Below are 17841 nucleotides of genomic sequence, written 5' to 3' on the forward strand. Positions count from 1 at the left end.
TTCTTCCTGTTTCCTGCAAGGCTAGTTACGCCCGCAACCCGCGGCATTCAAGGCACCGGCGGGCGAAAAGACCGGCATGCGACGATGCGCCGCCTTGGCAGGACGCCATCCCTCTGCCAGCGCGGGCGCCGGAACGCCGTCCCGCGCCAGGCCGCCGGGTGGCGGAACTCAGCCGGGAATGTCCTCATAAAGCAGGGCCGCCTCGCTGGCCGGGCCGCGACGCTCGCCCAGCAGCAGTACCCGCAGCACCCGCACCCGCCCATGCGCCGAGACGGTGACGACATCGCCGGGGCGCAGCGAATGCGCCGGCTTGCTGCAGGGCTGGCCGTTCACCCGGATGCCACCGCCGCCGATGGCATCGGCGGCGAGGCTGCGGGTCTTGAACATCCGCGCATGATGCAGCCAGCGATCCAGCCGGATCGTGCCCGCATCCCCGCTCACGTCCTGGTCTTGAGCGAGGCGAGGATGGCGAAGGGGCTGTCGGGATCGGCCTTCTTCTCGGCCCGCGGCGGGCGCGCCTCGAAGTTCTTGGGCGCGTCGTGGCGCGGCTTGCCCTTGCCCTCGTGACGCGGCTTGCCCTTGGGGCCGCGCTCCGCACGCTCACCGCGTTCGGGCCGCTCGCCGCGCGCCTCGTCGCGGCGCTTGCCCTCGAAGGGTTTGCCCTCGCGCCGGCCCGCCTCGCCCTCGCGCTCGCGGCGCGGGCCGCGTTCGCCCTGCGGGCGCGCTGCCTGGGCTGGACGCTCGCCGCGGTCGGGGCGGCGGTTGCCGCCACGCGGTCGCGGCGCCCAGGTGAAGGTGTAGAATACCTCCTGTTCGGCCGGCGCCGCCTCGGGCGCATCGGCCTCGCCGGCGGTCTCGGCCTCGGCGGCCTTGCGGGCAGCCTGCTCGGCCTCCCATTGGGCGCGGGTCTCGGCGACGAGGATGCTTTCCTCCTCGGTCAGCGGGTTGTCGCTTTCGGCGGCTTCCGCCGCCGCCTCGGCGACCGCTTCGGCCACGGCCTCGGCTACCGCGGCCTCGGTGCGGATCTTGGCGCGCTCGCCGCGTTCGGCGCGATAGCCTAGGCCCTGCATCAGCCCGGCGAACTGTTCCAGCGTCATGCCGGTGATCGACAGCATGTCGGGCTTGGCCTCGAAACCGCCGCGCGTGTCCTGCGCGCGCAGCATGTCGGCCAGGCGCTCCAGCATGTCGATGCGGATGGCGCGATCACCCGCCGGGTGATAGCCCGAGAGCGTGTAATAGCCCTTGGGCACCGAGGGCAGGTTCGGGATGGTCACCAGACCGGGCGGCGGGCTTTCCGGGAACTCGGCCAGGCCCTGGTCCAGCCCCCACAGCACCAGCCGCAGCCGGGTTGGCGCCGGCTTCAGCAGCGCCGGCTGGAAGATGGTGAACTGGCCAAAGCGCACACCATGCTTGCGCAAGAGCCCGCGCGCCTCCTGGTCCAGATCCTTGACCTCGGCAGCGACGGCATCGCGCGGCAAGACGCCCAGCGCCTCGGCCAGGCGGAAGGCAAAGCCGCGGGCCAGGCCGGTCAGGGTCTCGTCGTTCCGCATCGCCAGGAGCGGCTCGAAGCCGGTGGCGATCTTGCGGTCGATGAAATGCTGCAGGCGGCGGCGCACCTTCTCGACGATCTCGGGGCCGGCCTCCTCGTCGACAAAGGCCTCGACGCCGGGCTTCAGCGCCTCGGCTCCCTTGACCAGCTTGCCCACGGCCGATGCGCCCCACATCAGCCCGCCCTGTTCGGTAAAGTCCAGCTCGGTGTCGGGCGCGTTGTAGAAGCGGTCGGCGCGCAGGTGGAACTCGGGCTTAAGCGCCTCGTAGGAGGCGCGCGCCAGCATGCGCGCCTCGTCCCCGGTCGCAGTCGGATCGGCGCGAAAGCGGAATCCCTCCAGACGGCCGGCGAACTCGCCCTCGACCGTCACTTCGCCCTTGTCATTCACCTCGGCCAACAGGCTCTCCTTTTGCTTGAGCCGGCGCATCAGCACTGAGGTGCGCCGGTCCACGAATCTTTGCGTCAGCGCGGTGTGCAGCGCATCCGACAGGCGATCTTCTACAGCGCGCGTCTGCGCCCGCCAATGGCTTTCATCCGAAACCCAGCCGGAACGCTGGGCAACATAGGTCCAGGTGCGGATATAGGCCAGGCGCTTGGACAGGGTGTCGATATTGCCCTGGATCTTGTCGATGCGCGCGACCTGGGCTGACAGCCATTCCGCCGGCACGCCGCCCTGGCGCAGAAAGCCGAATATCCGCGCCAGCAGCGTCGCATGTTCCCCCGCCGAGATGGCGCGGAAATCGGGAATGCGGCAGACATCCCACAAAAGCCGCACGTCCCTGGGGTGCGACAGTTGCGCATGGATCTCGGGCATCGCCACCAGCGCCTTGAGCGCGCGCAGGTCGTCCGCCTCGCGCCCGCGCGTCAGCCAGGCCGAGACCGGCGCCGCCTCGAGGCTGGCGACCAGCCGCTCGACGGTGCCGAACTCCAGCGCGGCATTTCGCCACATCAGCCGGCTGATCGGCTGAAAGCGGTGGTTCTCGATCGCCTCGATCAGCCCCTCGTCAAGCTGGCCGGCGTCGCCGGTGAGGCCGAAGGTGCCGGGTTCGGTATGGCGCCCGGCGCGGCCGGCGATCTGGCCCAACTCGTGCGGGAACAGCGGGCGATGGCGGCGGCCGTCGAATTTCTCGGTCCCCGAAAAGGCGACATGCTTGATGTCAAGGTTCAGCCCCATGCCGATGGCGTCGGTGGCAACCAGGTAATCGACCTCTCCGGCCTGATACATGGCCACCTGCGCATTGCGCGTGCGGGGGCTCAGCGCGCCCATGACCACGGCGCAGCCGCCCTTCTGGCGGCGGATCAGTTCGGCCGTGGCATAGACCTCATCGACGGAAAAGCACACGATGGCCGAGCGCGCGGGCATGCGGCTGATCTTTTTCGACCCGGCCCAGGTCAGGGCGGAAAAGCGGTCGCGGCGCAGGAAGAACGCCTGCGGCACCAGCGCGGCGATCGCCGGGCGCATGGTGTCGCTGCCCAACAGCAGCGTTTCGTGCAGGCCCCGCATGTGCAGCAGCCGGTCGGTAAAGACATGGCCGCGTTCTGGGTCGGCGCAAAGTTGCACCTCGTCGATGGCGACGAAATCGGCGCCGACCTCGGGCATGGCCTCGGTGGTGGCGACCCAGTATTGCACGCGCTCGGGGACGATGCGTTCCTCGCCGGTGACCAGCGCCACGACCGAGGGACCGCGCGCCTTCACGATCCGGTCATAGACCTCGCGCGCAAGCAGGCGCAGCGGCAGGCCGATGACCCCGGTGCGATGCGCCAGCATGCGTTCGATGGCGTAATGCGTCTTGCCGGTATTGGTCGGGCCGAGAACGGCCGTGACCCGCGATCTGCCGTTCATCAGGCGTCCATGCCCTGCAATTCGCGTTCAAGGCGCTGCACGGCGTCGCGGGCGTCCTGCTGGTGCGGGTGGATGCGCAGGCTTTCGCGCAGCGCCTCCAGCGCGCGCCGGCGCTCGCCCAGCTCCTCAAGGATGCTGCCCAGCTGCGTCAGCGCCGGGAAATGGCGCGGCTCAAGCTGCAGCGTGTGCGCCAGGTCCGACAGCGCCGGGCCAAAATCGCCGTTCAGGTAAAAGGCCACGGCGCGCAGGTGCCAGCCGGCGGCGAAATCCGGCGCATGGTCGGTCAGCGCCGTCAGATGGCCAATGGCCGACAGTGTGTCGCCCGCGTCCAGCGCCGCCTCGCCGCGCTTGTAGAGCAGGTCCATGGCGGCCGAGCCCGAGCGCGACCAGATGCGCAGGATGTCGGCCTCGGCGCGCGCCCAGGTATCGCCCCCGGGCTGGGCCAGTTCGGCAAACAGCAGCCCAAGATCCTCGGCCGCGCGACCGCGCGCCGCCACGGTCGGCTCGGCGGGGGCGGCAGGCTCGGCCAGGGGTTCGGCGAGGGCGGGATCAGTGGCATTTTCATCAGTCCCGCCTTGCGGCGGCAGTTCCTGAACGGGTATGGCTGGCGCAACCGCGGGCGCGCAGTCCCCCGCCCCGGCGCCGGCCAGCACCAGAAGCAGCCCTGCCGTGACGGCACGATGGAAATGTGGGACTGGCAAACGCATAAGCACCATGTAACTTTCCAATCACGCCATTTCCAGACTCGAGGAGATCAAGAATGAGCAAAGTGGTCGAGGCCGCCGTGGCCGCGCTGGACGAAAAGGCCAAGGGTTTCGACGGCACCGCCAAATTCGTCATCGAGGGCGAGGGCGCGGTCTATATCGACGCCAGCGGCGCCCGCGCCGCCGATGACGAGGCCGACGTGACCCTGACCGCCAGCCGCGAGACCTTCGAGGGCCTGCTTTCTGGCGACGTGAACCCGACCGCCGCGTTCATGACCGGCAAGCTGAAGGTCGACGGCGCCATGGGCACGGCGATGAAGCTTGGGGCGCTGCTCTCCTAGGCGATGGACGCGGCACCGTTTTTCAGCTTTCCGGACGATCCGGCGCCCGCAGCCTGCGCCTTCTGGCTGCAGGCCGAGGACGGGATCCGGCTGCGCGCCGCGCATTGGCCGGCCGCAGCGGCGGCGGGGACGGTGCTGCTGTTCAACGGCCGCGCCGAATATCTCGAGAAATACGCCGAGACCGCGCAAGACCTCAACCGCGCCGGTTTCGACGTGATCTCGCTTGACTGGCGCGGACAGGGGCTGTCGGACCGGCTGCTGCCCGACCCCCGCCCCGGCCAGATCCGCGACTTTGCCGATTATCAGCGCGATGTGGTGGAACTTCTGGTGGCGGCGCAGGACCTGGCCCTGCCCCGGCCCTGGCACCTGCTGGCCCATTCCATGGGCGGCGCCATCGGCCTGGCCGCGCTGGCGACCGGCCTGCCGGTGCAAAGCGCGGTGTTCTCGGCGCCGATGTGGGGTATCAACCTTGGCCGCGTCCCCGAGCCGCTGGCGCTGGGCCTGGCGCGGCTGGCCAGCCGGCTTGGCCATGGCGGCAGGCCCGCGCCCGCCTCGGGCGGGCTGCACAGTTTCGTGCTGAAGGACGGATTCCTCGACAATCCGCTGACCTCGGACGGCCGCCGCTGGGGCCGGCTGGTCTCCGAGATCGCCTGCTGGCCCGAGATCGCGCTGGCCGGCGCCAGCTATGACTGGCTTGGCGCGGCGCTGCGGGAATGCCGCCGCCTGGAGGGGCTGCCCGCCCCGGCGCTGCCGGTGCTGATCGCCGTCGGCCCGCAAGACGGGGTGGTCTCTGCGGCCGCCGTCCGCCGCCGCGCCGCCGCCTGGCCGGGGGCGGAACTGCTGGAACTGCCCGGATGCCGGCACGAGGCGCTGATCGAGCGCGAGGCGCTGCGCGAGACGTTCCTTGCCGCGGCCATCGCGCATTTCCGCGCCGCCGGCTGACCCCGAGCCTGACCCCGGCCTTTTCCCGACACGATCTGCCGGCCTGTCGTCGCAGCGGCCACCGCCATGAAAAGGGCCGCCCCCTGCGGGACGGCCCTCGTTTCCTGCCTGAGGCGGATGCTTACATCATGCCGCCCATGCCGCCCATGTCGGGCATGCCACCGGCCGGAGCTTTCGGCTCGGGCTTTTCGGCGATCATGGCTTCGGTGGTGATCAGCAGACCCGCGACCGAGGCCGCATCCTCCAGCGCCGTGCGCACGACCTTGGCCGGGTCGATGACGCCGAACTTGAACATGTCGCCATATTCTTCGGTCTGGGCGTTGAAGCCAAAGGTCTTGTCATGCGACTCGCGGACCTTGCCGGCCACCACGGCGCCGTCGACGCCGGCGTTTTCGGCGATCTGGCGCATCGGCGCTTCCAGCGAGCGGCGAACGATGGCGATGCCGGCGTCCTGATCCGAGTTCTCGCCCTTCAGCCCGTCCAGGGCCTTGCCGGCCTGGACCAGGGCCACGCCGCCGCCGACGACGATGCCTTCCTGGACCGCGGCGCGGGTGGCGTTCAGCGCGTCATCGACGCGGTCCTTGCGCTCTTTCACCTCGATCTCGGTGTTGCCGCCGACGCGGATGACGGCGACGCCGCCGGCCAGCTTGGCGACACGTTCCTGCAGCTTCTCGCGGTCGTAGTCCGAGGTGGTCTCCTCGGCCTGTTGGCGGATCTGCGTGACGCGGGCCTCGATCTCGGCCTTCTCACCCGAACCATCGACGATGGTGGTGTTGTCCTTGTTGATCGAGATCTTCTTGGCGCGGCCCAGCATGTCGACGGTGACGTTTTCCAGCTTCATGCCCAGGTCTTCCGAGATCACCTGGCCGCCGGTCAGGATCGCGATGTCCTGCAGCATGGCCTTGCGGCGGTCGCCGAAACCCGGAGCCTTGACGGCCGCGATCTTCAGGCCGCCGCGCAGCTTGTTGACCACCAGCGTCGCCAGGGCCTCGCCCTCGACATCCTCGGCCACGATCAGCAGCGGCTTTTGCGACTGGATCACCGATTCCAGCAGCGGCACCATCGGCTGCAGCGACGAGAGTTTCTTTTCGTGCAGCAGGATATAGGCGTCTTCCAGTTCCGCGACCATCTTGTCGGCATTGGTCACGAAATAGGGCGAGAGGTAGCCGCGGTCGAACTGCATGCCCTCGACCACTTCGACTTCGGTCTCCATGCCCTTGTTCTCTTCGACGGTGATCACACCCTCGTTGCCGACGCGCTGCATGGCCTCGGCGATCTGCTGGCCGATGAAGGCCTCGCCATTGGCCGAGATCGTGCCGACCTGCGCCACTTCGGACGAATCGTTCACCGGGCGCGAGGCCGACTTGATGGCGCTCACGACATTGCCGGTCGCCAGGTCGATGCCGCGCTTCAGATCCATCGGGTTCATGCCGGCGGCGACGGCCTTCATGCCTTCGCGCACGATGGCCTGGGCCAGCACGGTGGCGGTGGTGGTGCCGTCGCCGGCCTCGTCATTGGTGCGGGCCGCGACCTCGCGCACCATCTGCGCGCCCATGTTCTCGAACTTGTCCGACAGTTCGATTTCCTTGGCGACGGTCACGCCGTCCTTGGTGATGCGCGGCGCGCCGAAGGACTTGTCGATGACCACGTTGCGGCCCTTCGGGCCCAGCGTCACCTTGACCGCATCGGCCAGGATGTTCACGCCTTTCAGCATCTTGTCGCGGGCGTCGCTGTTGAACTTGACTTCTTTGCCAGCCATTTTCTGTGTTCCTTGAATTGGTTACCGGGAAAGGACGATCAGGCGATGATGCCCAGGATGTCGCTTTCCTTCATGATCAGCAGCTCTTCGCCATCGACCGTGACTTCGGTGCCCGACCATTTGCCGAACAGGATGCGGTCGCCCGACTTGACGGCGGGCGCGATCAGCTCGCCCGAGTCCTTGCGCGCGCCTTCGCCAACCGCGATCACTTCGCCCTCGGCGGGTTTTTCCTTCGCGCTGTCGGGGATGATCAGGCCGCCCTTGGTCTTTTCGTCCGACTGGACGCGACGGACCAGAACGCGGTCGTGCAGCGGTTTGAAAGCCATGTGAACACTCCGGTGCTACAGGTTGTTATACGTTGTTGTCACTCATACTTGGTGAGTGCCAATGACGCCCATCTAGGCAGCGCCACCCGCCCTGTCAACGGCCGCAGCCGGGGAAATTTCCGCGTGAATTCCGCTTGACGGCGATTCCGTGCCGCGGCTACGCCCGGAGAAAGGCTGGCGGCGGGGGCAGGCATGAACGGGCGGCTGAAGGTTCTGGTGATTGCCGAGGCGGCAAATCCCGAATGGGTTTCCGTGCCGCTGGTCGGCTGGTCGCTGGCCTCGGCGCTGCGCGAGGTGGCCGATGTCCATATCGTCACCCAGGTCCGCAACCGCGAGGCGATCTTGCGTGCCGGGCTGGTCGAGGGGCGCGACTTCACCGCCATCGACAGCGAGAAACTGGCCGCGCCGATGTGGCGCCTGGCCGAACGGCTGTCCATGGGCAAGGGCGTCGGCTGGACGATGAAGACCGCGGTCTCGACCCTGGGCTACGGCTATTTCGAGCGCCTGGTCTGGCGCGCCTTCGGCGGCGACATCCGCGCCGGGAAATTTGACCTCGTGCATCGGGTGACGCCGCTGACCCCCACCGCCAGCAGCCGCCTGGCGCCGCTTTGCGCGCGCGCCGGCGTGCCCTTCGTGCTGGGGCCGCTGAACGGCGGCGTGCCCTGGCCCAAAGGGTTCGACAGCGAAAGGCGGCGCGAAAGGGAATGGCTGTCCTATGTGCGCGGCGCCTACAAGGCGCTGCCCGGCCGCGGCGCCATGCTGCGCGATGCCAGCGCCATCATCTGCGGCTCGCTGCACACCCTGGGCGAGATCCCGGCCCGGCACCGCGACAAATGCATCTGGCTGCCCGAGAACGCCATCGACCCGGCGCGGTTCTGCCTGACCGCGCCGCAGCCGGGCACCCTGCCCCTGCGCGGCTGCTTCATCGGCCGGCTGGTGCCCTACAAGGGCGCCGACATGGCGATCGAGGCGGCGCTGCCGCTGCTCAGCGCCGGCAAGCTGGTGCTCGACATCATCGGCGACGGCCCGCAGGCCGCAGATCTGCGGGCGCTGGTGGCGCGCGAGGGCGTTCAGGCCGCGGTGCATTTCCGCGGCTGGCTGCCCCATGCCGAGGTGCAGGACACGGCGGCGCAGGCGCAGCTGCTGGTCTTTCCCTCGGTGCGCGAATTCGGCGGCGGTGTCGTGCTCGAGGCCATGGCGCTGGGCGTGGTGCCGGTGATCGCCGATTATGCCGGTCCGGGCGAACTGGTCGATGACACGACCGGCTTTCGCATCCCCATGGGCAGCCGCGCCGAGATCGTCGCGGCGCTGCGCCGCCAGCTGATTGCCATTGCCGACGATCCCGGGGCACTGCCGGCGATGGCGGCGGCGGCGCAGGCGCGGGTCATGCGCGATTTCACCTGGCCGGCCAAGGCGGCGCAGGTGGCGCGCATCTGGCAGGCGGTGGTCGCCGGGCACAAGCCGGCGCAGGAACTGCCGCTGCCGCGCCGGGCTGGCACCTGAGCCCTACCCGTGCCATGCTGGCGCCACAACCCCGCCGGAACCGCCATGCGCCTTGCCCCTGTCCTTGCCGCGCTCTTTGCCCTTGTCTCGCTGGCCCTGCCGGCGGCGGCGGCGCAGGACTGCCTGGGCCGCAACCTGTTCCAGAGCATGGCGCCGGCGCGCCTGGCCGAGCTGCGCGCCGCGACCGACCGTGTGCCCTATCACCACGGCCTGTTCTGGCGCGCCGAAAAGGACGGGCAGGCGATCACGCTGATCGGCACCTATCACTTTGCCGACCCGCGCCACGAAGCGACTCTGCGCCGCTTTCGCCCGGCCCTGGCCGAGGCCGGCGCCCTGCTGGTCGAGGCCGGCCCCGAGGAGGAGGCGCGGCTGGCCGCAGCCATGAGCGCCGATCCCGGCCTGATCGTGAACCCCAAGGGCCCCACCCTGCCCGAGCGGCTGTCCGAGCGCGAATGGGCGGCGCTGTCGCGGGCACTGGCGCAGCGGGGGTTGCCCGCGGTGATCGCCAGCCGGCTGCGGCCCTGGTATGTCGCGGTCATGCTCGGCGTCTCGCCCTGCATGATGCGCCTCGTCGAGGAAAGGGGCGATGCCGGCGGGCTGGACCATCTGCTGACCGAGGCCGCGGCGGAACTGGACCTGCCCGTGCGGGCGCTGGAGCCCTGGGACACGGTGCTGACGCTGTTTGCCGGCATGACCCCGGCCGAGGAAGAGGACATGATCCGCGCCGCCCTGCCGGCGGCGGAACATGCCGACGATTACGCCGTGACGCTGAGCGACGCCTATTTCGCCGGCGAAAGCTGGATGATCTGGGAATTCGGCCGTTTCGACGCCTATGACCGCTCGGGGATGACGCGGGCCGCGATCGACGCGCAGATGCACCTGGCGCAGGACAGGCTGATGGACAGGCGCAACCGTGGCTGGATCGCCCCGCTCGAGGCGGCGGCGGCCGAGGCGGCGCGCCAGGGCAAGGGCGTGGTCGCCGCCTTTGGCGCGCTGCACCTGCCGGGCAAGCAGGGCGTGCTGCGCCTGCTGGAGGAACGCGGCTGGCGCATCAGCCCGATCGAGATGGAGGGGACAGGCCATGGCGGATGAACTCTGGCGCGAGGAACGCGAATTCTGGCTGGCGGGCGTGGCCGAGGCGGCGCGCCGGCTGGACGGCGCCTGCCTGATCGCGCTGTCGCCCATGGGCATCCTGGACCGCGCCGGCACCGTCGCGGCGCTGCAATCCGGGCCGCGCTGGCAGGAGGTCACGCTGAGCGAGCGCGCCAGCATCGAGACCGACGATGTCTGCGTGCTGGCCTATCGCGCCACCGCACGTCGCGCCGGGGCCGGGACCTATCGCGCGCTCTGCACCACCACCTGGATCCGCCGCGGCGGCGACTGGCGCATCCTGCAGCACCAGCAGACGCCGGTGTGATGCGCCGGCCGATGCAGCGGCACCGGCGTTTCCTGATCAGCTTCTGCGGTGGGCTGGCGGCGGGGGCGCTGCTGTTTCGCCTGCAGGCGGTGGACCGGCTGCTGATCTTTTCCGTGACCTTCTGCGCCGCCTATCTGGCGCTGACGGCGCTGGCCATGCCCGGCATCACCGCCGACATCATGCGCGGCCGCGCCAGCCGCGACGACGAGGGCGTGCGCATCATCGTGCCGATGGGCGTGGCCGCGGTGGCGATCAGCCTGATCGCCATCCTGATGACCATCCGCGCCCCGCATGCGGGCCTGGCGCTGCGCCCGGCGCTGGCGCTGATCTCGGTGCCGCTGGGCTGGACGATGATCCACATGGTCATGGCCTTTCACTACGCCAGCCTCTGGTACGGGCGCGGCCCCGACCGGCACGAGGCGCGCGACATCGCCTTTCCCGGCCTGGCCGACGGCCAGGACGCCGGGCTGTGGGATTTCGTCTATTACAGTTTTACCCTCGGCATGACGGCGCAGACCTCGGATGCGGCGGCGCTTTCGACGCGGATGCGGCGGGTCACTGTGATCCACGGCGCCTGCGCTTTTTTCCACAATACCGTGCTGCTGGCGCTGGCGGTCAATGCCGCCGTGGCGCTGGGTTGATAGACAATCCCCGGACCCCGCCCTATAACGCGCCCGGATTTCCAGCGTCAGCTTCAAGGTATCGCGCATGATCAAGGTTCTTGGCCACAAGGCCCCCGACACCGACTCGACCGGCTCGCCCATCGTCTGGGCCTGGTATCTCAGCGAGGTGCGCCAGCAGCCGGCAGTGGCCGTGTTGCAGGGCGAGCCGAACACCGAGGCCGCCTGGATGCTGAGGAAATGGGATCTCGCCATGCCCGAGACCGTCACCAGCCTCGCCCCGGGCGAGCAATGCGTGATCGTGGACACCAACAACCCGGCAGAACTGCCCGATTCGATCCATGACGCCGAAGTGCTTGAAATCATCGACCACCACCTGCTGGCCGGCGGCATCAGGACGAAACTGCCGATCACCATCACCATGCGCCCGCTGGCCTGCACCGCCACGATCATGCACGACCTGATGGGCGATGCGGCCTATGCCCGCGCGCCGCGCGCCATCAAGGGTGCCATGCTGACCTGCATCCTGTCGGACACGCTGGAATTCCGCAGCCCGACCACCACCGCGCATGACCGCCAGGTGGCCGAGAAGATCGCCGCCGACCTCGGCCTCTCGATCCCGGAATACGCCGCCGAGATGTTTGCCGCGAAATCCGATGTCTCGGCCTTCTCGGACGAGGCCCTGCTGCGCATGGACAGCAAGGAATACGAGCTGGGCGGCAAGCAGCTGCGCGTCTCGGTGCTGGAAACCACGGCGCCGCAGGCACTGCTCGAGCGCAAGGGCGCGCTGATGGCCGCCATGCCCGCCGTGGCCGCTGCCGACGGCGCCGACGAGGTGCTGCTGTTCATCGTCGACATCCTGAACGAACAGGCCACGCTGCTGGTGCCCAACGATTTCGTCAGGCAGGTCGCCGAGAAAAGCTTCAGCGCCGCCGTCGCCGGCGACACCGTGCTGCTGCCCGGCATCATGTCGCGCAAGAAGCAGATCATCCCGGCGCTTGCGCTCTGAACCCGAAAGGATCCCCATGACGCAGATCATCCGCTCGCTCGACGAGATTGCCGCCGATTACGACGCCGTGTTCTGCGACCTCTGGGGCTGCCTGCACAATGGCGTGGCGGCCTTTCCGGCCGCCGTCGCCGCGCTGCAGCGCTACCGCGCCCGGGGCGGGCGCGTGGTGCTGCTGACCAATGCGCCGCGGCCGCGCAAATATGTCATCGCGCATCTGGAACGGCTGGCGGTGCCGGCGGACGCCTGGGACGAGGTGGTCAGTTCGGGCGATGCGGCGCAGGACGCGATGTTCGCCGGCGCGGTCAGCCGCCGCGTCTGGGCGATCTCGCAGGAGAAGGACGAGGGCTTCTTTGCCGACATCCCCGAGGAATGGCAGAGTGCCGCGCCGATCCAGCGCGTGCCGATGACCGAGGCCGAGGGAATCGTCTGCACCGGGCTTTTCGACGACGAGACCGAGGTGCCCGAGGATTACCGCACCCGGCTGATCCTGGCCCGCGACCGCCGGCTGAAGATGCTCTGCGCCAATCCCGACATCGTCGTGGATCTGGGCCAGAAGCGGCTTTACTGCGCCGGCGCCCTGGCCCGGCTCTATGAGGATCTGGGCGGCGAGGCGCTGTATTTCGGCAAGCCGCATGCGCCGATCTACGACCTTGCACGCCGCAAGCTGGGCCTGGACGCCAGCGCCCGCGTCCTGGCCATCGGCGATGGCATCGGCACCGACGTGCCCGGCGCCACCACCGCGGGCATGGACGCGCTGTTCGTCACCGGCGGCCTCGCGCATGACCAGTTCGGCCCCGATGTCGAAAGCCCCGAGCCCGACATGCTGCGCGAATGGCTGGCGCTGCGCTCGGAAAATCCGCGCTATGCCATCGGTCGGCTGCGCTAGGCCAGCGGGAAACAATCGGTCCCTCGGCTATCGTCTGCGGTTATTTTGTTGCGCGCGCATGTGATTGCTGCTATGCAGCATGCAGTCACTGGTCGGGAGCTATGAATGATGCTGGACAATCTTCCGCGCGGCACCATCGTCATCGAGGACATGGAGATCGGCATGACGCGCCACCTGCAGAAGGTGGTCAGCGACGAGGATATCGAGGCCTTCGCCCGCATCTCGACCGACCGCAACCCGGTGCATCTGGACGACGCCTATGCGCGCGACACCATCTTCGAGGGGCGCATCGCGCATGGCATGCTGACCGCGGGGCTGATCTCGGCAGTGATCGGCGAACAACTGCCCGGCCATGGCACGGTCTATCTCGGCCAGACTCTGAAATTCATGGCCCCCGTGCGCCCGGGCGATCTGGTGCGCGCCGAGGTCACCGTCGAGGCCATCGACCACGCAAAGCGCCGCGTGACCCTTGCAACCCGCTGTCTGGTCGGCGATACGGTCGTGCTGAAAGGCGAGGCGGTCGTTCTGGCGCCAAGCCGCAAATTCGACTGACAGGGCCGGTCTCTGGCCCAGCGGGGGGCCGTTTGCACATCCATCACGACTGGAAGGCATTGCCGCTGGACGCCCGCGGGGCAAGCGTCGCCATGGGCAATTTCGACGGCGTGCATCTGGGACATCGCTCGGTGATCGACACGGCGCGCGCCGCCTGCGACGCGCCCCTGGGCATCATCACCTTCGAGCCGCACCCGCGCGAGTTCCTGCGCCCCGGCGGCCCGGCCTTCCGGCTGATGAACGCGGAATCGCGGGCGAACCGCCTGGCGCGGCTGGGGGTCGAACAGCTTTACGAACTGCCCTTCGACCATGTGCTGGTCGGGCTTTCCCCCGAGGAATTCGCCCGCCAGGTGCTGGTGGAGGGCCTGGGCGTGCGCCATGTCAGCGTCGGCACGGATTTCTGCTTTGGCCGCCAGCGTTCGGGCAATGCCGCGACGCTGATCGAACTGGGCCGGGAGCTGGGTTTCGGCGTCACCGTCGCACCGCTGATCGGCGACGGCAAGGTGGAATACAGCTCGACCGCGATCCGCACTGCCCTCAGCGAGGGCCGCACCCGCGATGCCGTGGCCATGCTGGGCCACTGGCACCGCATCGACGGCGAGGTGCTGCATGGCGACAAGCGCGGCCGCGACCTGGGCTATCCCACCGCGAACATGGCGGTCGAGGGGCTGCACCTGCCGGCGCTGGGCATCTATGCGGTGCTGGTCGACGTGCTGACCGGCCCCGAGCGCGGCAGCTACAAGGGCGTGGCCAGCCTCGGCACCCGCCCGATGTTCGGCGTGAACCGCCCCAACCTTGAGGTGCATATCTTCGATTTCAGCGCCGATCTCTACGGCCAGCACCTGTCGGTGGCGCTGGTCGAATATCTGCGCCCCGAGGCGCGGTTCGACGGGATCGACGCGCTCATCGCGCAGATGGACCTCGACAGCGCCCGCGCCCGCGCCATCCTGGCCAGCGCCTGATGCGCGCGCGTTTCTGGGAACTGCCGCTGAAGAACCTCGACAAGGAGGAATGGGAGGCGCTGTGCGACGGCTGCGGCAAATGCTGCCTGAACAAGATCGAATATGAGGACACGGGCGAGCTGGCCTTTACCAGAGTCGCCTGCAAGTTGCTTGACGGCCACAGCTGCCAATGTTCCAGCTATGCCAACCGTCATGATTTCGTTCCCGATTGTGTCGTCCTGACCCCGAAAAAGCTGAAACGGATCGCCTGGTGGCTGCCCGCGACTTGCGCCTACAGGTTGCGCGCCGAGGGCAAGCCGCTTTACGACTGGCATTACCTGATCTCGGGCGACCGCGAGTCGGTCCACCGCGCCGGCGCATCGGTGCGCGGCTGGACCGTCAGCGAGACCTCGGTGACCGAGGACGACTGGGACGACTATATCATCGAGGATCTTGCATGAGCTTTGCCTCGGACAATGCCGGCGGCGTGCATCCCCGCATCATGGCGGCGCTGACCACCGCCAATGAGGGCCATGTCCCGGCCTATGGCGCCGACCGCATCACGCAGGCGGCGCAGGACCGGCTGCGCGAGGTCTTCGAGGCGCCCGGGGCGGCGGTGCATTTCGTGACCTCGGGCACGGCGGCGAACGCGCTGGCACTGGCGCTGCTGGCGCCGGGCTGGGGCAAGGTGTTCTGCCATGCCGACGCGCATGTGCAGATGCACGAGACCGGCGCCCCGGAATTTTTTACCGGCGGCGCGAAACTGGTCACCGTCCCCGGCGCCGCCGGCAAGATCACCCCCGAGGCCCTGACCGCCGCCCTGGCCGCCCATGCCCCCGAGGGCGTGCATTCCGGCCGCAACGCCGCGCTGAGCCTGACCAATGCCAGCGAATGGGGCACGCTCTATCGCCCGGCCGAGACCGCGGCCCTGACGGCGATCGCACATGCGCAGGGGCTTGGCGCGCATCTGGACGGCGCGCGGCTGGCCAATGCCCTGGCCGCGCTGGACGTGTCGCCCGCCGAGGCCAGCTGGCGCGCCGGCATCGACGTGTTGTCGCTGGGCGCGACCAAGAACGGCTGCATGAATGTCGAGGCAGTGCTGATCTTCGACCCGGCGAAATCCGAGGAATTCGAATTCCGGCGCAAGCGCGGCGGCGGGCTGGTCTCGAAGCAGCGCTATCTGTCGGCGCAGATCCTCGCCTGGCTCGAGGATGGGTTGTGGCTGCAACTGGCCCGCCACGCCAATGCCATGGCGCATGAACTGACCCTGGGCCTGTCGCGCCTGCCCGGGGTGCGGATCGCGCAGCCGGTGGAAAGCAATGCCGTCTTTGTCAGCCTGCCGCCCGAATTGCACCGCCGGGCCTGCGCGGCGCGCATCTGCCACCATCTCTGGCCGGAAAGCCAGCCGCTTGACGGCACGGCGCCGGTAACCGTGCGGCTGGTCTGCGGCTGGGACACCGGGCTCGAGGATGTGACGCGGCTGCTGGCGGCGCTGGCCTGAAGCCGCAAGTCTTTGCTGGCGACATGAACCGCCGGGCGATAGAATCGCGCCATGGAAACCAGCACCTTCTATTTCGGCACGATCAATCTGGCTGACCTGTTCATGGTGGCCTTTCTGTTCCTGTCCTGGCTGGGCAGCGGCTGGATCACCGAACATCCGCCGGCCGGGCGTCCCTCGGCTTCGGTGCTGATGAAGGATTACCGCCGCGAATGGATGCGCCAGTTCATCACCCGCGATCCGCGCATGTTCGACGCCAATATCCTGACGACGCTGCGCGAGGGCACCGCGTTCTTCGCCTCGGCCTGCCTGATCGCGGTCGGGGGCGCGCTGGCCATGGTCGGCAATGTCGAACAGATCTCGGTCATGGCGCGCCAGCTCGAACTTGGGCAGGTGCCGGCGCTGGTCCTGGAAATCAAGATCGTGCTGGTGCTGTTCTTTGTCGCCAATGCGCTGCTGCGATTCGTCTGGGCGCATCGGCTGTTTGGCTATTGCGCCATCCTGATGGCCGCGGTTCCCAATGATGTCACCGACCCGCGCTGCATGCCCACCGCCATGCAGGCGGCCGAGATCAACATCACCGCGGCGCGCAGCTTCAACTCGGGGCTGCGCTGCGTCTATTTCGCGCTGGCGTCGCTGGGCTGGCTGGCCGGGCCGATCGGGCTGTTCGTGACCACGGCCTATGTGCTGGTCATCAGCTGGCGGCGGGAATTCGCCTCAAACTCGCGCCGGATCATCCTGGCATCCCATCCGGCGCGCATGCAGCCAGGCGACAGCCAGCGCGGCCATCCCGGCCAGTGACAGCACGACAGCCACCACCCCCGAGGAACGCCAGCCCCAGCCCGCCGACAGCGCCAGCCCGGCCAGCCAGGGCCCCAGCGCATTGGCGGCGTTGAAGGCGGCGTGGTTCATCGCCGCGGCCATGGATTGCGCCTTGCCGGCCACGTCCATCAGCCGCGTCTGCAGCGGCACCACCATGCCCGAGCCCAGCCCCAGCACCAGCGCCGAGGCCACCATCAGCGGCCAGTTGCCCACCGCATAGGCGGCAAAGCCCTGGGTCAGCGCCATGAACAGCATCAGCCGCAGCGTGGCGCCCCAGGTGCCGTGGCGCATGGTCAGCCGCGCCGCGCCAATGCTGCCCAGCGTGCTGCCGACGCCAAAGGCCGACAACATCACCGCCACCGCCCAGGCCGGCGGCTGCGTCGTGGCCAGCATGGCGGCAGAGAGATAGGAATAGACCGCGAACAGCCCGCCAAAGCCGATGGCCCCCACCAAAAGCGTCAGGATCACCGCGGGATTGCCCAGCGCGCGCAATTCGTCCAGCGGCCGTGCGTCGCGCGGCACGCCGACGCGCGGCGCCAGCCGCAGGATCAGCCAGCCGGCCAGCAGCGCCAGCACTCCGGGCAGCGCAAAGCCCCAGCGCCAGCCCAGCGCCGAGCCGAGGATCCCCGCCAGCGGCACGCCGGCGACATTGGCGATGGTCAGCCCCAGCAGGATCTGCGTCACCCCCCTTGCGCGCTGCCCATGCGGCAGCGCGTCGGCGGCGAACAGCATGGCCACGCCCAGGAAACCGCCATGTGGCAGCCCGGCCAGAAAGCGCGTCAGCACCAGCGTGCCATATCCGGGCAGCAGCGCCGCCATGAGGTTCATCACCCCATAGGCCGCGATCAGCGCCGCCAGATAGCGCCGGCGCGGCAGCCGCGCCCCCAGGATCGAGGTGATCGGCGCCCCGATCACCACCCCCAGCGCATAGGCGCTGACCACATGGCCGGCCTGCGGCTCGCTGATGCCCAGATCGGCGGCATACCAGGGCAAGAGCCCCATGGCGGCGAATTCCGAGGTGCCGATGGCAAAGGCCCCCAGCCCAAGCGCAAGGATGGCAAGTTTCAGATTCGGCTGCGGCGGCATGGCGGACACCTTCGGGACTGGCGGACGGATTTCGGGGATCGCC

19 protein-coding genes are annotated in these 17841 nt (G+C 68.9%); 13 read left to right on the plus strand and 6 right to left on the minus strand.

Annotated features, from left to right (window positions below; genetic code table 11):
- Window positions 1–168 precede the first annotated feature (168 nt).
- The 3 genes from WMK75_RS06455 to WMK75_RS06465 are packed head-to-tail and all read right to left on the minus strand — an operon-like array spanning window position 169 to window position 4108.
- The gene (locus WMK75_RS06455) at window positions 169–441 is read right to left on the minus strand and encodes an RNA-binding S4 domain-containing protein (RefSeq protein WP_347266847.1); all 273 of its coding nucleotides are present in this window, start codon (window positions 439–441) and stop codon (window positions 169–171) included.
- Window positions 438–3392, minus strand: coding sequence for a helicase-related protein (locus WMK75_RS06460; protein WP_347266848.1), 2955 nt, complete (start codon window positions 3390–3392; stop codon window positions 438–440). Before WMK75_RS06460 ends, WMK75_RS06455 begins: the two co-directional genes overlap by 4 nt.
- The gene (locus WMK75_RS06465) at window positions 3392–4108 is read right to left on the minus strand and encodes a hypothetical protein (protein ID WP_347266849.1); all 717 of its coding nucleotides are present in this window, start codon (window positions 4106–4108) and stop codon (window positions 3392–3394) included. The genes WMK75_RS06460 and WMK75_RS06465 overlap by 1 nt, the downstream gene beginning before the upstream one ends.
- A gap of 44 nt (window positions 4109–4152) precedes the next feature.
- Here WMK75_RS06465 and WMK75_RS06470 point away from each other — a divergent pair, with 44 nt between their 5' ends.
- Together WMK75_RS06470 and WMK75_RS06475 are read left to right on the plus strand one after the other, a co-directional pair.
- Window positions 4153–4437 carry an SCP2 sterol-binding domain-containing protein gene (locus WMK75_RS06470; protein ID WP_347266850.1) on the plus strand — a complete coding sequence of 95 codons (285 nt, stop codon included), beginning with the start codon at window positions 4153–4155 and terminating at the stop codon, window positions 4435–4437.
- A 3-nt stretch (window positions 4438–4440) separates the two neighbouring features.
- Window positions 4441–5379, plus strand: a complete 939-nt coding sequence (locus tag WMK75_RS06475; RefSeq protein WP_347266851.1) for an alpha/beta hydrolase — start codon at window positions 4441–4443, stop codon at window positions 5377–5379.
- Between the two features lie 121 nt (window positions 5380–5500).
- On the opposite strand, the gene groL is transcribed toward WMK75_RS06475, so the two are convergent.
- Both groL and groES read right to left on the minus strand, forming a co-directional pair.
- Window positions 5501–7138: a chaperonin GroEL gene (groL, locus tag WMK75_RS06480; protein WP_347266852.1), complete on the minus strand. Its 1638-nt coding sequence runs from the start codon at window positions 7136–7138 to the stop codon at window positions 5501–5503.
- A 38-nt stretch (window positions 7139–7176) separates the two neighbouring features.
- On the minus strand, window positions 7177–7464 hold the full coding sequence (gene groES / locus WMK75_RS06485) for a co-chaperone GroES (protein ID WP_347266853.1): 288 nt from the start codon (window positions 7462–7464) through the stop codon (window positions 7177–7179).
- Window positions 7465–7656: 192 nt separating this feature from the next.
- Here groES and WMK75_RS06490 point away from each other — a divergent pair, with 192 nt between their 5' ends.
- The 11 genes from WMK75_RS06490 to WMK75_RS06540 all read left to right on the plus strand — a co-directional run bounded on the left by WMK75_RS06490 (window position 7657) and on the right by WMK75_RS06540 (window position 16691).
- Window positions 7657–8967: a glycosyltransferase family 4 protein gene (locus WMK75_RS06490; RefSeq protein WP_347266854.1), complete on the plus strand. Its 1311-nt coding sequence runs from the start codon at window positions 7657–7659 to the stop codon at window positions 8965–8967.
- Between the two features lie 45 nt (window positions 8968–9012).
- Window positions 9013–10059 (plus strand): TraB/GumN family protein, encoded by a 1047-nt coding sequence (locus WMK75_RS06495; RefSeq protein ID WP_347266855.1) that lies wholly within the window; start codon window positions 9013–9015, stop codon window positions 10057–10059.
- Window positions 10049–10384: a nuclear transport factor 2 family protein gene (locus WMK75_RS06500; RefSeq protein WP_347266856.1), complete on the plus strand. Its 336-nt coding sequence runs from the start codon at window positions 10049–10051 to the stop codon at window positions 10382–10384. Before WMK75_RS06495 ends, WMK75_RS06500 begins: the two co-directional genes overlap by 11 nt.
- 11 nt (window positions 10385–10395) lie before the next feature.
- A complete protein-coding gene (locus tag WMK75_RS06505) occupies window positions 10396–11025 on the plus strand; it encodes a DUF1345 domain-containing protein (RefSeq protein WP_347266857.1) in 630 nt (209 codons plus the stop codon).
- Window positions 11026–11092: 67 nt separating this feature from the next.
- Complete coding sequence (locus tag WMK75_RS06510) at window positions 11093–12013, plus strand: manganese-dependent inorganic pyrophosphatase (RefSeq protein WP_347266858.1); 921 nt, start codon at window positions 11093–11095, stop codon at window positions 12011–12013.
- Window positions 12014–12029: 16 nt separating this feature from the next.
- Window positions 12030–12899, plus strand: coding sequence for a TIGR01459 family HAD-type hydrolase (locus WMK75_RS06515; protein ID WP_347266859.1), 870 nt, complete (start codon window positions 12030–12032; stop codon window positions 12897–12899).
- A gap of 108 nt (window positions 12900–13007) precedes the next feature.
- Window positions 13008–13451, plus strand: coding sequence for a MaoC family dehydratase (locus WMK75_RS06520; protein ID WP_347266860.1), 444 nt, complete (start codon window positions 13008–13010; stop codon window positions 13449–13451).
- 32 nt (window positions 13452–13483) lie between these two features.
- On the plus strand, window positions 13484–14413 hold the full coding sequence (locus WMK75_RS06525) for a bifunctional riboflavin kinase/FAD synthetase (protein WP_347266861.1): 930 nt from the start codon (window positions 13484–13486) through the stop codon (window positions 14411–14413).
- On the plus strand, window positions 14413–14853 hold the full coding sequence (locus WMK75_RS06530; protein ID WP_347266862.1) for a YcgN family cysteine cluster protein: 441 nt from the start codon (window positions 14413–14415) through the stop codon (window positions 14851–14853). The genes WMK75_RS06525 and WMK75_RS06530 overlap by 1 nt, the downstream gene beginning before the upstream one ends.
- The gene (locus WMK75_RS06535) at window positions 14850–15893 is read left to right on the plus strand and encodes a beta-eliminating lyase-related protein (protein WP_347266863.1); all 1044 of its coding nucleotides are present in this window, start codon (window positions 14850–14852) and stop codon (window positions 15891–15893) included. Before WMK75_RS06530 ends, WMK75_RS06535 begins: the two co-directional genes overlap by 4 nt.
- A gap of 51 nt (window positions 15894–15944) precedes the next feature.
- Window positions 15945–16691, plus strand: a complete 747-nt coding sequence (locus WMK75_RS06540) for a DUF599 domain-containing protein (RefSeq protein ID WP_347266864.1) — start codon at window positions 15945–15947, stop codon at window positions 16689–16691.
- Here the strand turns inward: WMK75_RS06540 and WMK75_RS06545 are convergent.
- Window positions 16608–17798 (minus strand): MFS transporter, encoded by a 1191-nt coding sequence (locus tag WMK75_RS06545; RefSeq protein ID WP_347266865.1) that lies wholly within the window; start codon window positions 17796–17798, stop codon window positions 16608–16610. The two genes, WMK75_RS06540 and WMK75_RS06545, sit on opposite strands and share 84 nt — an antisense overlap.
- Window positions 17799–17841: the final 43 nt, after the last annotated feature.

The sequence above is a fragment of the Paracoccus sp. (in: a-proteobacteria) genome, assembly GCF_039808215.1.
GTDB lineage: Bacteria > Pseudomonadota > Alphaproteobacteria > Rhodobacterales > Rhodobacteraceae > Paracoccus.